The sequence below is a fragment of the Mesobacillus foraminis genome, from assembly GCF_004340465.1.
Lineage (GTDB): Bacteria > Bacillota > Bacilli > Bacillales > Cytobacillaceae > Mesobacillus_B > Mesobacillus_B foraminis.
On record NZ_SLVV01000016.1, the window covers coordinates 1 to 17,063 of the forward strand.

The following is a 17,063-nucleotide window of genomic DNA, read 5'->3' on the forward strand; positions in this document are numbered from 1 at the left end:
TTATTAATATCTGTTAGGGCGTATGTCAAAAAAATATTTTTTGACATCCCACCAACGGGTCAAACCGTTGATATATCAATATTTATAGAGGGAGGAAAGATAGGTAGAACCCATGTCTCTATCTATATATCTATGACTCTTTTATTCATCCGTAAATCTAATAAAAGTTGGTACCAGTATAGCAGGAAGAATCAATTTATTTTTAATAGATTTATTCAAAGGCCGTACATGAGTAAACAATTCTGGGGGGAAGCCAATAAGGCTTGAATTTGGTAGAAAGAATATATCTAAATCATATATGGCTAAAAACGGTGAAGTGACTACAGGTAAGGAATCCGATTTATAGGGATTAAACCGATGAATTGTAACTAAACACTCAAATACCTTTGGATAAGATACAAAAAAGACCCAGATTTTAAAACGGGGTCCAGGGGTACTACTCTATCCAATGATTGGGGGAAATCATTAGGTTAATTATATTGGTTACCTGAAATATTATATAGGGTAATTTTTCCTAAATTGCCATATAGTAAGTGGATATTTTGCAGAAAGGGTAATAAAGTAAAATGAGGTTAATAGTGGACCATTATCAAGATAAAAACGTTTATCATGTTTTTGAGAAAATTGAAAATCTAATTCGACGGAAATCAAGGCATGCTGGCCCAACGTCCCATTGGAAATGCCCCTTCTTAATAATCTACTTTCTTATTATTTTTACTTAAAGTAAATTGAGAGATTTGTACTAATTTTCAAAAAACCGTTGTTATTTATAATCTACAATACTATAATTATGAAAACGATTTCTTACGGAGGTGGTCTTTACCCACTGTTTAATTTTTTGTAATTGAGCAAACGTTTGCATGAACAATTAAAAAAGAGATTTTGGAAGGCTTCAAGTGAAAAAGACCGTTACTGAAAGTTTTTATTTTTAACCGTAACGTAAACGTTTACCCAATAAAGGAGTGAACGAAGTACGTAAACGTTTACCTAATTCTTTGAAACTTACGTAAACGTTTAAGTAAATGGTATCGATAGTTTAGGAAACGAAAAATGAGAAAAGGCGGGATTTCATTGAAAAAGTTGGTTAATCTCTCGGTCATTGCAATTTTAATATTCGTTCTCTCAGCTTGTAGCAAACCGGGCGGACAACAGTCAACATCGTCACCAGACAATTCGAACACAAAAACTAGCACCGTAGAAGAAATCAAACCGGAAAAAGGAGCACAGCTTTTACTGTGGGACAATGACGATTCAGAAGGAGAATGGGCAAAATACGTTGCCGAGAAGTTCAGAGAAAAATACGATGTCCCGGTTAAGGTCGAGGTAGTATCACATACGGATGCTCCGGGGAAATTGCAGACAGATGGACCTGCTGGGCTAGGCGCAGATGTATTCAGTGCAGCAAGCGACCATGTTGGTGCAATGAATACAGCCGGTCTCATTTATGACAATTATTATGCAGACGAATACAAGGCTCACTTTTTGGAAGGGGCGATATCAGCGGTATCAAACAAAGATGTTTCAGGTGAATCAAAAGTCTATGGATTTCCGACTTCTGTTGAAAGTGTGGCCCTTGTTTATAATAAAGACCTACTTGACAAAATGGGCTTTAAGCCGGCCAAAACAATGGATGAACTGATTCAGCAATCAAAAGAATTTATGGCTGAGAATCCCGGGTCATACGGGCTTATGATTGAGCCAGGCAACTTTTATATTAACTATGCATTCCTTGGGGGAATGGGCGGGTACATTTTCGGTGAAAACAACACCGATCCGAGTGATATCGGTTTAAGCAACGAAGGCTCTGTGAAGGCAGCTGATTTCGTCAAGAAAATTCGGGATGAAATTTTGCCTCTGAAAAAAGAAGACATAACAGGTGACGTAGTCTCCTCCTATTTCAATGAAGGGAAGCTACTTTATAACATTACCGGTCCATGGGCTGTTAATGGGTTGCAGGAGGCAGGTATCAACTTTGGCATTTCCCCAATTCCGACCTTGCCAAATGGCGAGGAACCAACGCCTTTTTCAGGGGTGAAAGGTTATTATGTAAACGCGTACAGCAAGTATCCGCAAGCCGCTACCTTACTGGCAAAATTTGCGACAAGCGATGAAATGTTGATGAAGCGCTTTGAGATGACTGGCCAACTTCCACCAACGCAAAAACTGCTTGATGATAAGAAGGTCAAAGACGATGAAGTTAATGCGGCTTTTGCTTTGCAGGTAGCCACAGCTGTTCCGATGCCAAATATCACAGAAATGCAATCGGTTTGGAGTAGTATGGAAATGGCCTTCACATCTATCTGGAATAACGATACAGATTCAAAAGAAGCCCTTGATAAAGGGGTTCAGCAAATCAAGCAGTCGATAGCTTCTCAAACAAAATAACAATCAACCGGAGAGCTGGGACAAGCCCGGCTTTCCGGTTAAGGAGGATCAAATATGAACTCTCTACGAAACGAAGAATGGGATAAATCAATAGGTACAACATCTCAAAATGTAAAGAAGCAAGAACAAAAACCTGCTTCACCTAGGAAAATTTATAGACCCAGCGCTAAAAAGGCTGCCATTCTCTCTTTATTGTTCATGGGACTTGGCCAACTGTATAATCGGCAGATACTAAAAGGGCTTAGCTTTGCAGCGTTGGAATTGTATCTTCTTGTTTTTTGGACCGTACCGTTTCAGTGGGGGATGTGGGGGTTAACGACACTGGGTGAAACACCGCAGGGTAGGGATGGATTTGCTATTGTCCAGGGAGACCACTCCATTTTCTTGATGATAGAAGGGATATTATTTCTTATTTCTTTCCTCCTCTTACTTTGGTTTTACTATTTTAATGTCCGTGATGCTTACAAAGTTGCCCTTAAGAGACAGCGGGGCATTAAGTCCAATGATGCAAAGGAAATGTTTAAAAACATATGGGATAACGGGTTCCCTTATTTGTTGTTGACTCCCTCTGTTTTGTTTACGGCATTCTTGACCATTCTCCCCTTATTGTTCGGTGTGTTGATTGCATTTACTAACTACTCAGCACCGAATCACTTAGCTCCCAAAAGCCTTGTGGATTGGGTAGGCCTGGATACATTTGTACAGTTGTTCCAGATGAAAACGTGGAGCACTACCTTTTATGGAGTATTTTCCTGGACAATCGTCTGGGCCATTCTTTCTACCGTGACGACGTTTTTTTTAGGCCTTGCGTTTGCGATTATTTTGAATCAAAAAGGGATCAGGTTTAAGCGCTTTTGGCGAAGCATGTTCATTCTGCCATGGGCCATTCCCCAGTTTATTTCTATTCTAATTATGCGAAATATTTTTAATGGTGAATTCGGTCCGATCAATCGGTATTTGATTGACTTAGGCATTATTAATCAGGCGATTCCCTGGCTTTCGGATCCATTTTTAGCTAAGGTGACTCTAATTGTGGTTAATATGTGGTTTGGCTTCCCATTTTGGATGGTTCTCATGAGTGGGGTATTAACGAGCATTGATAAAGAACTTTACGAAGCAGCCGAAGTGGATGGAGCAGGGGGTTCACAAAAGTTTTGGAAGATTACCATGCCGCTCATAATGTTTGCTACAGCACCACTTGCCATTATGTCGTTTGCAGGTAACTTTAATAACTTTAATATCATTTATTTAATGACAGAAGGCGGACCAGTCAATATTGATTATTCTTATGCAGGGTCCACCGATATTTTGATCAGTTGGATTTACAAACTGACACTCGATAACAGCCAGTTCGCTGTCGCTTCATGTGTATCGATTCTGATCTTCATGGTGATCTCCATATTTTCAATCTGGAATTTCAGACGCACAAGGGCCTTTAAAGAGGAGGACATGATGTCATGACAAATATCAGTTTAGGACGAAAACTCGGCCATGCACTTATATATGCTGTATTAATTTTGACCACAGTAGCAATTTTATATCCGGTTATGTGGATTGTATCCGGTTCGTTGAACCCAGGAGACTCATTATTTACAACCCGTTTCATACCAGAATCTATTTCGTTTGTTCACTATCAGTATTTGTTCAATGAAACCGATTATCCGCTCTGGTACTGGAATACGTTTAAGATTGCCTTTTGGAATATGATATTGTCGACGATTTTAGTGGTAACGGCGGCTTACGCTTTTTCCCGGTTTCGTTTCCCCGGCCGAAAACAAGGATTGATGGCGATGCTAGTCCTTCAAATGTTTCCTAGCTTTATGGGAATGATCGCGATTTATATCTTACTATTGCAGGTGAATTTATTGGACAACCACTGGGGGCTGATCCTCGTTTATGCAGGTGGGTCCATACCATTTGGTGCCTGGCTTGTGAAAGGATATTTTGATGGCATACCGAGAAGCCTGGAAGAAGCCGCAAAAATAGATGGTGCCAGTGACGTAAAGATTTTTTATAAAATTATGATGCCGCTCTCTACGCCAATTTTAGTGTTCATTGCGGTGACGAATTTTATTGGCCCCTGGATGGACTTTATCTTTGCCCGTCTTGTTTTACGCTCGGACGAAAAAAAGACGCTGGCTGTCGGATTGTTTGAGATGATTACAGGCCGGGCCAATACCGAATTCACAAATTTTGCGGCTGGGGCGGTGCTCGTTGCAGTGCCAATCACAATTTTGTTCTTTATTTTTCAGGACCATCTCGTTAATGGACTAAAAGCAGGAGCAAACAAAGGTTAGGACCATAGGAGGAACTTTATGCTGAAGGAAGCGATATATCATCGTCCCAAAAATAATTTTGCATACGCGTACGATGAGCAAACCATTCATATCAGGATACGTGCGAAAAAAGGTGATTTAACAAAAGTCGAGCTCATATATGGAGATCCATATGTCTGGAAAAATGGAACGTGGCAGCGCGATATAATGACGATGCACCTGGCAGGTTCCGACGGGCTGTTTGATTATTGGTTTGCTGAAATAAAACCCCCTTTCCGCAGGTTGCGGTATGGGTTTAAATGTATGAGTGAAATAGAGGAGACTTACTACACAGAGCGAGGCTTTCAGGAAAAGGAACCAAGCCGTATTGATTCCTATTTTTGTTTCCCTTTTTTGAATGCTGTGGATGTCTTTAAAGCACCAGAATGGGTGAAAAACACGATTTGGTATCAAATTTTTCCTGAGAGGTTTGAAAATGGCGATCCCCAATTGAATCCATTGGGTACGTTGCCATGGGGCGGGAAACCATCCCCCCAAAACTATTTTGGTGGTGATATACAGGGAATTATCAACCGTCTGGATTATTTAGATGAACTGGGGATAAACGGTATTTATTTAACACCGATTTTCAAGGCGGAAACGAATCATAAATATGATACGACGGATTATATGGAGCTAGATCCGCAATTTGGTGATAAGAAATCATTTGCGGAATTGGTGGAACAATGCCATAAGCGTGGCATCCGTGTAATGCTTGATGCTGTATTCAATCATAGCGGAGCTTCCTTTGCTCCATTTAAGGACGTGATCAAAAACGGGGAACGTTCGGACTATAAAGATTGGTTTCACATTCGTAAGTTTCCTTTAATAGAAGAAGGCCAGTTGAATTATGATACTTTTGCTTTTGCTGAGGTCATGCCAAAATTGAATACGGAAAATCCGGAAGTTAAGGATTACCTTATCAAGGTGGCAAAATATTGGGTGGAAGAATTTGGTATTGACGGCTGGCGCCTCGATGTGGCAAATGAAGTGGATCATCAATTTTGGCGTGAATTCAGGCAGGCGGTGCATTCTATAAAACCGGATGTATATATACTGGGAGAAATTTGGCATGACGCAATGCCTTGGCTTCAAGGAGACCAGTTTGACGCGGTCATGAACTATCGATTTACTAATGCGGTCCTTGACTTTTTCGCAAAAGAAAAAACGACCAAAAGCGAGTTTGAGCAAGAAATTACTCATGTATTGCAGTCGTACCCAGAGTCTGTGAATGAGGTGGCGTTTAATTTACTGGGCAGTCACGACACTGAACGAATTTTAAGCATTGCGGAAGATAACAAAGAAAATCTTTTACACATGTTTCTGTTCCAATTGTCTTTTCCAGGGTCACCGTGTATTTACTATGGTGATGAAATCGGGATGACTGGCGGAAATGACCCCGGCTGTCGGAAATGTATGATTTGGGAAGAAGGCAGGCAGGACCGGGGTCTGTTAAAAAATGTCCAAGAATTGATTAAACTAAGAAAACAGGTACCCCTGTTTGGAAACGACGGTGCTTTCCAATGGACCAATTTGCATCCGGACATAATCAGTTATACGAAAACAAGCAGTGATGAACAGCTGCTTATTATGATTAACCGGGGGACTGAGCCATTGAAGGTAACGGTTCCGAACGACTTTTATGGGCAGCGTGATATATGGGACCAGGAACAGTTAAGCGATCATACAACAATAGAAGGAAAAGGGTTTAAGCTGTTGTACCGCAAAACAAAGATGGTCCCGGTAAATTAGAGGATTGTCATTGGTATGATGCCGTGATACGCTTTTCACGTAAACGTTTACGACATATAGAAAGCAGGGTACGACATCGTGCATACAATTAAAGATGTAGCAAAGAAGGCCAATGTGTCAATAGCGACGGTCTCGCGCATTGTTAATAACCAGTCTGGTTATTCCGAGGAAACGAAAAGAAAAGTGCTAGCAGCGATAAAGGAGCTAAACTATCAGCCGAATGCTTTGGCTCGGGGGCTGATTAACAAGAGGACGCATACAATAGGCGTTTTACTGCCTCATTTCATCAATGCATTTGGCATGGAACTCCTTCACGGTATTGAAGAAAAGGCACATGAAGAAGGGTTAAGCGTCATTATTTGCTCTACTGATTCATTTGGTGCCAAAACAATGAAATACTTGCAAGTTCTTAATGAAAAACGCGTAGACGGAGTTATTATTATTGGGCCCAAGCTTGAGGAAGAATACTATGATTATGTAAAAAGAATGGCCGTGCCGGTAGTATTGCTTGGCACTGAAAAGTTTGACAATAGGCTTCCATCTGTTCAAGTCGATAATCGGGCAATTGCGTATTCGGCAGTAAAGCATTTAATTGATAAAGGTCACGAGAGAATTGGAATGATTGCATTCCATGAAAATGGCCCGAGTTTGAGGGCGGATGGATACAGGAAGGCTTTGGAGGACAACGATATAATCTTTAATCAAGAGCGTATTGTGTTTAGCAGTGGCTTCGCTTTTGAAGATGGTGTGCATTTTTTCAGAAAGCTTATGCTTCAGGCACCCGACATTACAGCGGCTTACATTATCAGTGATGAGATGGCTGTGGGAGCAATAACTGCCGCTGACAGACTGGGAATAAAAGTACCACATGATGTATCGATCATTAGTCATGACAATTTACGAGTTGCGGATATGTCGATTCCAAAATTAACGGCAGTTTCGCTTCCACTTAGAAGAATGGGTCGGACAGCGGCGGAAAAGGTTTTTCAAATGATACAAACAGGTAGACCATCTGAAAGTTCTATTATGCAGCATGAAATCGTAGAAAGAGATAGCGTGTGTATGCTGGCGAAAGCCGTTAGAGCGAAGCAGCCATGTTAATTTAACCGGACAAACAGCCCCACATAGCTTACAAGAGATTTTCACAATACTAAAAGCATCTCACTTAAGCGGTGAGATGCCTTTTTAGCTATAAGTTTAGAATTGGAAGAGCTCTTAAATTAGGTTTCAAGGCACTAATTTGGGAAAAGGTCTTCACACAGATGTTGTTCAATACATACGTTGGTATTCTTAATATGGGAAGTTATCGATCCATAGAACCAATAATGTTATTATTAATATTTTGGTATTTATTAATATTAATAATTATAATGTTTAATTCGTTATCTTCTAAGCTAACTGTTATGAATAACATTCTATGGCATTCTTAATTGCTTATGAGGCTTTATCCTTAGAGGCTAGGTTTATAGGAGTTTTATCAGCTATAAATACCGATTACCTATAGATTCTTTAACGCTTCCGTTAACCGCAGGAACTCATCCTTGTCGTGATTTATGAGAGAATGATCAATCAGTTTCCGTATCTGAGTCTCGCGAAAGTCATGAAGGGCTTTATCGAGGAATAATTCAGCCAGTTCAGAATCGGTCTTCTTTTGTGCGTTGGATGAAATAAATGTATCGTTATCCATGTAGCCACCTCCTTAACTTTTGAATTATGCCATGACGTCCCCCGACGAATAATTTCCAACTGTAGTTTTAATTTTAAGGTACTCCTTTACTTCCGAAATAAACGAAGAGTATTCCCGTATGAGGTGCAGTAAAGTGTTCTCTACACTGGCAGGGTAAGGTTTTCCCTCTTTTAACATGGACGTATATCTGTTCACTTGTTTTTCAAAATAAATCAAAACATGATATGGGCTATCAACTAAAAGATTTTTCATGTAACAAATCACTTGTTCTTCAAGAAATGCAACTCTGTCAATTTTTGAATTCTGATTCATCAATTACCTCTCCCCTATCAAATTATTATCAATTCAGGAATAAAATATGTTCTATTACTATACAGCATTAGAACATCAAATAATGTTGCATTTTGTAAGCGTTTTTAATACATTTTTTATCAATTAAACCCTTATAACCTTATTCTTTTCTAAAATTTTTATATTTATACATATTTATATTTTTGTAACCTTTAAACGGAAACGACATTTACCTAACATTAAATATAAATTAAAACGTAGTTTATCCTTTTGTGTTATTTCTAGAAATGCTACGGTACAATTACCATGCTATGATTGAAGCTATGTAGGGATTAATCTTGTTCAGTATCCTGGGGGTAATCAGCGGCCGTTTTTATCAAAAACAAAATAATTTAAAACGTCCATCCAACTAGCGATGGATTTTTTTGTATTCCATAAAGTATAGTGCTCGTTTATATCAGACGTTGTTGACTGCGCCCTAGAGAGATAAAGATAACAAGCAATGTCTTATTCCGGACAAAAAAAGTGGGTGTATAGTCAATTTATATAGAGGTCACATTAAATAATCAAATCATACTAAATAAATGGATATGATGTTAAAAAAGTGACATATTCGATTATGTAAGTATTTGTTAGAATTAAAAATATAAAGATTGTAAGCGCTTACCACCTTGTGTTTTTCATTTTTGAAGAAGAAAATTCTAGTATTTTTGGATACCAGTGTTTAATTTATCGGTTGTTCTTTCGGCTTTATAAATTATAGAGAGGGATTCCGGATCAAATTACTGGTTTCGAAAAACCTAAGACGTAAGATGTGTTAAAGGATTATAAATAAAGGGGGAAAATGATGGCACAAATAGTACAAGCCGATGTTAAACAAGTGGAGGTAAAAAAAGCAAGGAAGGTAAAGGTTAATAAGATTCCTTGGAAAAAGGAAATAAAGAAAAATTGGCCTTTATATGTATTATGTTTACCATCTCTAGTTTTCGTTATCGTTTTCTCCTACGCTCCGATGGGCGGTTTGCTAATGGCGTTCCAAGACTACAAGCCCTGGCTGGGTATTTTAAATTCACCATGGGTAGGGTTCGACAACTTTGCTAGAATCTTTGAATTCCAAGAATCAAAACAGGCCATCACTAATTCAATTGTGATTGCCGTAATAAAAATTATTTGCGGTATTATCGTCCCAATCGTTATGGCCTTATTATTGAACGAGGTCAGGAATATGGGGTTGAAAAAGGGGATCCAGACTTTAGTTTACTTGCCTCATTTTCTTTCATGGGTGACTGTTGCGGGGATCATGCTGGATATTTTAGGCCTTGAAGGTGGCATCAACCACTTCCTTGCCAATTTTGGGGTCGAACCAATATTCTTTCTTGGGGATCCTGATTTATTTAGATCCACGGTTATCATCAGTGATATTTGGAAGAACTTTGGATTTGCGATGATTGTGTATTTGGCAGCCATTTCAGGGATTGACCCTACTTATTATGAAGCCGCTGAAATGGATGGTGCCACACGCTGGCAACAAACACGGCATGTTACATTGCCAGGTATGATGCCGATCATTATCGTGGTGTCCACATTGAGCCTTGGAAATATTTTGGATGCGGGTTTTGACCAGATCTTCAACTTGTACAATCCGCTCGTTTATAGTACGGGCGACATCATTGATACGTATGTATACCGCGCATCTTTATTGAGTGGCCAATATGGCTTCGGTACTGCAGTAGGTCTATTTAAATCCGGTATAAGTCTGATACTAATAATCGTTGCCTATCGGATTGCTTATAAGGTTGCGAATTATAAAATATTCTAAGGAGGAATGACGGTGTCACATAAATCAAAGGGATATAGAGTTTTTTCACTATTTAATAATATATTCCTTGTCATCGTTGCATTGACATGCCTACTGCCATTGCTCCATTTGTTTGCGCAATCATTAAGCAGCAAGGCGGCGGTTAATGGCAATTTAGTCTTGTTTTGGCCAGTGGACTTTAATTTAGACTCGTATGTTAAAACTTTTCAGAATGATAACTTTGTCCGCTCTATGGGAATATCAATTGTCAGGACAATTCTAGGGACTGCTATTAGTATGTTCCTGATCACAACCGCTGGATATGCATTATCTAAAGACTTCCGCGGACGGAACGCATTAATGTGGATATTTATATTTACCATGCTGTTCTCTGGTGGGTTAATTCCCTCTTACATCCTTGTTACAAGCCTGGGGATGAAGGATACCATCTGGGCATTGGTTCTCCCTGGTGCTTTTGGGGCTTATAACTTGATCCTAATCATGAACTTCTTTAAGACAATCCCGAAAGCACTGGAGGAAGCAGCACTTATCGATGGTGCTTCATTCTTCACCATTCTATGGAGAATCTTTTTGCCACTCTCCCTTCCAGGATTAGCGACTGTTGGATTGTTCATCATGGTGGGTAACTGGAATTCCTGGTTTGATGGAATTTTATATATGTCAAATACCAATAACTATCCATTGGCTTCATTTTTGCAAACGATTGTAGTACAAAGTTCTGCACAAAATATGGCTTTAGATCCAACCGCAGCAAAGGCCATGTCAGAGCAAAGTATCAAGGCCGCACAGATTTTCATTAGTACCTTACCTATTATCCTAGTTTATCCATTCCTGCAAAAATACTTTGTTAAAGGTATTGTGATGGGTTCAGTAAAAGAATAGATAAAGGTTTTGAAATTTTTTACTAAATAAATATAAAGGGGAAATACGATGAAAAAAAAATTAAGTCTTATCTTCACATCTGCAATCGTTGCTAGCACCTTGCTCACTGGCTGCATGGAAAAGGGAAATGATGCCGCTTCGTCATCGGCACCGGCTAAATTAAAGGATGGTAAATACGACCCTCCAATAACAATGACCATTGCGAAACAGCAGGATGAAAATGCCGGGAAATACAAAGAAGGAGAAAACATCGATGATAACGTGCTAACCCGTTGGGCCGAGGAGAACCTTGGCATCAAAACGAAGACAACTTTATTAGGCGGAGATGCCGCAAACTACAATACCAAGTTACGTTTGGCACTCACTGGCTCGGAAAAACTCCCTGATGTCGTCCCAGTTTATGATACACAGTTGATGAGTGACATGATTGAATCCGGACGTGTCAAAGAAGTAACCGATGACATTAAAAAATATATGCCAGAACGGATAAAAAAAGTTTATGCACAATACCCTGGAACTTTTAACCCTCTTGTCAAGGACGGCAAAGTTTACGGGCTGGCTATTTCCCCCAACTTAACCGAGGGTCAAGTTATGCTCATCCGTCAAGACTGGTTGGACAAACTCAATTTGAAAGCCCCTACGAATATAGAAGAATTTGAAAAGGTTATTGCGGCCTTCACAAATGATGATCCGGATGGAAACGGCAAAAAGGATACCTACGGATTTACGTTCTCCGGGAAGGATTCCTACAATACCGGTTGGGTTAGTGACCCAGTGATGATTTTCAGTGCATATACAGGCAAGAACCTGCCACATCAATGGACCGAAAATGGCGGAAAGGTTAATTATGGCTCTGTTGCAAAAGGCACGAAGGAAGCTTTAGGGAAACTTAGCGAGTGGTACAAGCAAGGTTACTTAAACAAAGAGTTGGGGACTCTCGGCGCGTGGGATGCATTAGCTGGTTTCACTGAAGGAAAAGCAGGTATCATCATCGGCCGTGCATGGCTATATGGAAGTGTAAAAGACGTAGAAGCGAATGTTGAGGGAGCTAAAATCAAGGCTTATCCGTTTATCAAGGGTGTAGATGGGGGCAAGACTTATCAATCAGCCCAAAATAATGATGGTGTCTTCATGTTCAACAAGGACTTTAACAACATGGAAGCATTCTTCTTATATTATGACAAACTTTATGATGCGGCATTTGGTACCGGTGACTTCCAACATGGATTCGCGGAGGATTATGACTATGATGTTGTGGACGGGAAAGTAGTCTTTGATCCAAAGCAATTTGACCCTCCAATGAATGAAGTGCAGGGAGTCGGCAAAATGTCATTTACGAAAAACACTCCAAGTGTTGATGGTCCAGGCAAATCTTTCTATGATGTTTCCAATGGGGTTAAACCTGATAATGGTGTACTTATGAGAGCCGATGCAGCAGATCCAACAACCAAAGAAGGTTACGTAATCTCTTATGAAAACCGTGATACATTGGTTCCAAACGCTTTCAATGGCGCCCCTACAAAGACAATGGAAACATCGTGGGAACAATTACAAACCATGGAAAAAGAGACGTTCACCAAAATTATCTACGGAAAACTGCCACTGGATGCCTACGATGATTTTGTAAAAGATTGGCACGAAAAAGGCGGTAAACAAATAACGGAAGAAGTGAACGACTGGTATAACAATGCAACCAAAGGCGATATTATGTCGAAAATGGGATTGAATTAGGGTTTTGCTAATGGTGTCAAAAGAGGAATCTGGAAAGATCCAGATTCCTCTTTCACTAAAACAACGGTGGATGCAAATCTATAATGCATAGGTATAATTTTTTATTTATAGTCAAAGGTTCAATTACATCATTATAATAATATTAAAGAAATAGGAGTTGGGGTCAGTGAAGGAACTCGTAAATGGTGGGAAATGGTTGGATCAAGACGGAAACCTTATACATGCCCATGGGGGTCATATACTATTTTATAATGACTATTACTACTGGTATGGCGAAGACCGTCGGAATCATTATTATGTGAGTTGTTATCGTTCCAAGGACTTATTCACCTGGGAATTTAGGAATCATATCCTGACAACTGATAGTCCAACTTCGGGAATGCGTATTAGAACCAAGCTGAAATTAAAGCGAGAAGATGGTGGCAAAGTCAATTTGGAACGACCTAAAGTTCTCTTTAATGAAAAGACGAAACAATTTGTTCTTTGGGTCCATTTTGAAAACGGAGAGAATTATAAAGAGGCGGCCTGTGCAATTGCAACTAGTAACACACCGGATGGGGATTTTACTTATCATGGTCATTTCAATCCATTAGGCTATATGTCTCGTGATTGTACCCTCTATCAGGACGATGACGGCACGGCCTATTTCATTTCTGCAGCCCGTGATAATGCAGACCTCCATATCTATCGATTACAGGATGATTACTTAAATATTGAAAAACTGGTCGCACAATTGTGGCAAGGTGAGTACCGTGAAGCGCCTGCTGTCATAAAAGATGAGAATGTTTATTATATGTGTAATTCTTTTTGTACTGGATGGGCTCCTAATCAGGGCAAGTTTGGTTTCGCGAAAAAAATGGGAGGACCTTGGAGTGTATTACAGGACTTCGGCGACGAGACCACCTATTTAAGCCAGCCAGCTTTTATTTTAAAGACCCAGGATGGACAGCTCTTCTATTTTGGTGACCGTTGGGATGCGAAGGACTACTTTAACTCCAGCTATGTGGTATTGCCATTAGAAATTTCAAACCAAAGGATGGCTATCAATTATTATGAAAAGGCCGTATTAACCGATTCGGGCAAAATCAAATTTACTAATGAATAAGTAAAAAGGATGTGAAAGGGATGAAAAAAGTAAATATGAAACTATTTATTTATTTTTTCATTTTTTTCCTCCTGCTGACTTTAGGTTTATTTTTTGTACAAGATCTTTTAGGAGCAAGGACCCTCAAAGAGAATTTGATTCAAGCGTCCAAAAATCAGATATCCTATACAGACAAAATGCTTCATGTAGGTATTAATGAAGCAAATATGTATGGTGTCCAGTACACAGCAGACCCGGCTGTTCGGTTCTATCAAAGTCAAATAAAAGAGTTGGGCATCTATGATGCACAGATGAAAAAAGTGGCTATTTCAAATCGGTTAGATGACCGGCTCCTCTCAAGTAATGCTGTGGAGTCCATTGCAATTTATTGGAAGTCGAGCGATGTATTTATTAGTACTTCACCGGGAAGGTTTACAAAGGATATCTTCGTAAATGTAACGAAGCGGAGATGGCAAACCATTAATGACGGTTTATATTTTTTCTCCGTTTATCCATATATACATCAACCAAAAGATCCGAAAAATATCCAATATATTGTAGGAGTCAAAATCAAGACTTCCTATTTAACTAGCCTGCTTGAAGAGTCCTTTAATGAGAGCGGCTCGAAAGCATTTTTCTTAGTCAATAGACATTCTGTCATCAGTGATCAGAGTGTCAGCAAAGCTATCGTGGAAAAGATTAAAAAAAATGCTAGGCCTGACCCCGAAAAGGTTACTGAGTTTAATTATCAGACAGGTGATAATCAATATTATATTTTAACGAAGTATATCGAGCCCATCGATACCTTTCTTGTCACTTATACCCGGACGAATGAATTTTTAAATCCACTTAAGCAAATTAACCAGGTGTTTTCCTTAAGTATTGTCGTTATCTTAGTCATTGGACTAATTTTAATTTTCCTGTTCTATCGAAATTTCTATCAAAATGTTCATTTGTTAAGGACAAAGTTCTATCAAGTTGAACAGGGAGATTATAGCGCAAGGATCACTGATAAACAAAATAATGAATTTAACAGGCTTTTTAAGGGCTTTAATTACATGGTGATTCAAATCCAAGCCCTTTTTGCTTCCCTAAAGGTCGAAACTGAACTCAGGAGAAATGCGGAAGTGAAACAGTTACAAGCCCAAATCAATCCACACTTCCTCTATAATAGTCTCTTCTTCATCATGTCAATGGCTAAAACGTCACCCGATGCGGTTATAAAGATGAGCAAGCACCTGGCGGAATACTATCGGTATATGACAAAGAAAGATTCACAAGAAGTCACTCTGGCTTCTGAATTGGAACTTGCAGACCATTATTTATCCATTATGTCTTTGTGTAAGAGGATTGATTATGAAATCAATCTTCCACCTGAGCTAAGAGAGCATACAATGATGCCCCTCATTATCCAGCCAATCGTGGAAAATGCAATACAACATGGAATCGAAGAGCGTCAAGGTGCTCACCGTGTTTCAATCAATGTTCAAGCCCTAGGCTCCCTTGCCTTAATCACCATCTCCAATGATGGAAAGGGGCTTACACCGGATGAAATCCAGGAACTCGTGATGAAAGTTGGAAAGGCGCAACCCCCTAGAGGGAAAAACGGAGTTGGCCTTTGGAATGTTAATCATCGCCTTATAAATACATTTGGTGAGGAAAGTAAGTTGAATTTCATAACAAATGACTGGGGGGGCTTATCGGTTTCGTTTCTTATTGATTTTTCACTTACTGGAGGAGTAAAACATGCAGTTGCTAATAGTCGATGACGGTCATTACATTGTAGAATACCTAAAACACTTACTGGACTGGGAAAAATTCGGTATAGAAACTGTTCAGACCACCATAAATTCAGTGGAGGCCAAAGAAATATTAAATCGGAACCAGATCTCGATCCTCATCACGGATATTCGCATGCCCGAGGTGTCCGGAATCGACTTGCTGCAATATATCAATGAGAGAAAGCTAAGGACAAAGGTGATTTTTCTCTCGGGGTATTCAGATTTCGAATACTCGCAGAAAGCGATCCGATTGGGGGCAGTCGATTACTTGCTAAAACCGGTGGACAAAGAGGATTTGGAAACCGCGATGAATCAGGTGGTTAAGACCATTGATCAACATTGGTTGGAAAAGGACCTTGCTTGGGGGGAGTTCGATGGCCTTGGTTATTTGCTTTCAGTCGTCTGTGAACATCGATTTTTAATCAAGGATTACAATCTGTATGATGGTGCTTTGAAGGGGAAACAGTTTTGCTTTTTTCAAGTCCCACAGATACCAAAGAAGGATGAAATGACACTTAGAGACAATAACAGCGGTTTAGACGCCTTCATATGGTCAACCGGTTCGAACATAGCTGGAATTGTGTTGAATTCACATGTTGAGGTACTTGAAAAGAACATTGAGAATATCACCTTTTCAGAGTGTTTCGAGTTCAGTAATAAAAATACCGTCAGGCATTTTTTCTACAAGTTTTTCTTTCAAGAAAATGTAAGTACCAGTGAACTTGAAATGCTGCGTAATTGTGCTTCATTTACAAAACTGGAAGAAGGAGAATGGGGATATGCCAAAAAAGATATCCTCAAGGAATACTCCCGAATGATTTCAGTCAAACAAAAGACAATCTATCTTCTTGAATTGATTAATTTCCTCTACTTTACTAATAAAAGACTGCCATCTGCCAACGTAAAAAATTGGATATTTAACCAGTTGACCAATCCAGATGCCGCATTTCAATCCATTATACTGGACACAGTTGAAATCCAACGAAACGAAAGGTTTTCCAAAGGGGACATAATCGATACCATCCATACATTTATTGATGACCATCTTGGTGAGGATATGAATCTAGATGATTTAGGAAATATCGTTTACCTCCATCCTGTTTATCTATCAAAGCTCTATAAGCAGGAGACCGGTGAAAACTTATCGACTTATATATCACGGAAGCGTTTGGAAAAAGCGGCAAAACTATTGAGGGGCTCCAAATTACATGTCAATGATATTTCCCAAATGGTCGGTTACAAAAAACCTCAATATTTTATAAAACAATTCAAGTCACAGTATGGCATAACACCTCACCAATACCGCAGAGAAAAAATTAGGCAGGGGTAGAAACTT

The 17,063-nt window shown here is 39.4% G+C and carries 14 protein-coding genes; 12 read left to right on the forward strand and 2 right to left on the reverse strand.

Annotated elements, in window-relative coordinates; genetic code table 11:
- The 6 genes from EV146_RS27740 to EV146_RS23855 all read left to right on the forward strand — a co-directional run.
- Positions 1–267: nuclear transport factor 2 family protein (locus EV146_RS27740; RefSeq protein ID WP_206751985.1), on the forward strand; the 267-nt coding region annotated here is incomplete at its 5' end.
- An 804-nt stretch (positions 268–1,071) separates the two neighbouring features.
- Complete coding sequence (locus EV146_RS23835; RefSeq protein ID WP_241994038.1) at positions 1,072–2,385, forward strand: sugar ABC transporter substrate-binding protein; 1,314 nt, start codon at positions 1,072–1,074, stop codon at positions 2,383–2,385.
- 54 nt (positions 2,386–2,439) lie between these two features.
- Positions 2,440–3,846 carry a sugar ABC transporter permease gene (locus EV146_RS23840; protein WP_132011238.1) on the forward strand — a complete coding sequence of 469 codons (1,407 nt, stop codon included), beginning with the start codon at positions 2,440–2,442 and terminating at the stop codon, positions 3,844–3,846.
- On the forward strand, positions 3,843–4,682 hold the full coding sequence (locus EV146_RS23845; RefSeq protein ID WP_121614142.1) for a sugar ABC transporter permease: 840 nt from the start codon (positions 3,843–3,845) through the stop codon (positions 4,680–4,682). Before EV146_RS23840 ends, EV146_RS23845 begins: the two co-directional genes overlap by 4 nt.
- A gap of 18 nt (positions 4,683–4,700) precedes the next feature.
- Positions 4,701–6,452: a glycoside hydrolase family 13 protein gene (locus tag EV146_RS23850; RefSeq protein WP_132011239.1), complete on the forward strand. Its 1,752-nt coding sequence runs from the start codon at positions 4,701–4,703 to the stop codon at positions 6,450–6,452.
- Between the two features lie 78 nt (positions 6,453–6,530).
- Complete coding sequence (locus EV146_RS23855) at positions 6,531–7,553, forward strand: LacI family DNA-binding transcriptional regulator (RefSeq protein WP_241994039.1); 1,023 nt, start codon at positions 6,531–6,533, stop codon at positions 7,551–7,553.
- A gap of 397 nt (positions 7,554–7,950) precedes the next feature.
- On the opposite strand, the gene EV146_RS23860 is transcribed toward EV146_RS23855, so the two are convergent.
- Together EV146_RS23860 and EV146_RS23865 are read right to left on the reverse strand one after the other, a co-directional pair.
- Positions 7,951–8,139: an IDEAL domain-containing protein gene (locus EV146_RS23860; protein ID WP_132011241.1), complete on the reverse strand. Its 189-nt coding sequence runs from the start codon at positions 8,137–8,139 to the stop codon at positions 7,951–7,953.
- 24 nt (positions 8,140–8,163) lie between these two features.
- Positions 8,164–8,451 (reverse strand): hypothetical protein, encoded by a 288-nt coding sequence (locus EV146_RS23865; protein WP_132011242.1) that lies wholly within the window; start codon positions 8,449–8,451, stop codon positions 8,164–8,166.
- Between the two features lie 826 nt (positions 8,452–9,277).
- Between EV146_RS23865 and EV146_RS23870 the strand changes: the two genes are divergently transcribed.
- The 6 genes from EV146_RS23870 (at position 9,278) to EV146_RS23895 (ending at position 17,057) form a co-directional block, all read left to right on the forward strand.
- A complete protein-coding gene (locus tag EV146_RS23870; protein WP_132011298.1) occupies positions 9,278–10,249 on the forward strand; it encodes an ABC transporter permease in 972 nt (323 codons plus the stop codon).
- A 12-nt stretch (positions 10,250–10,261) separates the two neighbouring features.
- A complete protein-coding gene (locus EV146_RS23875; protein WP_132011243.1) occupies positions 10,262–11,131 on the forward strand; it encodes a carbohydrate ABC transporter permease in 870 nt (289 codons plus the stop codon).
- A 48-nt stretch (positions 11,132–11,179) separates the two neighbouring features.
- Positions 11,180–12,862, forward strand: a complete 1,683-nt coding sequence (locus EV146_RS23880) for a type 2 periplasmic-binding domain-containing protein (RefSeq protein WP_132011244.1) — start codon at positions 11,180–11,182, stop codon at positions 12,860–12,862.
- Positions 12,863–13,028: 166 nt separating this feature from the next.
- Positions 13,029–13,967 (forward strand): family 43 glycosylhydrolase, encoded by a 939-nt coding sequence (locus EV146_RS23885; protein ID WP_158287202.1) that lies wholly within the window; start codon positions 13,029–13,031, stop codon positions 13,965–13,967.
- Positions 13,968–13,987: 20 nt separating this feature from the next.
- Positions 13,988–15,715 (forward strand): sensor histidine kinase, encoded by a 1,728-nt coding sequence (locus tag EV146_RS23890; RefSeq protein ID WP_132011246.1) that lies wholly within the window; start codon positions 13,988–13,990, stop codon positions 15,713–15,715.
- Complete coding sequence (locus EV146_RS23895) at positions 15,693–17,057, forward strand: response regulator transcription factor (RefSeq protein WP_132011247.1); 1,365 nt, start codon at positions 15,693–15,695, stop codon at positions 17,055–17,057. The genes EV146_RS23890 and EV146_RS23895 overlap by 23 nt, the downstream gene beginning before the upstream one ends.
- Positions 17,058–17,063: the final 6 nt, after the last annotated feature.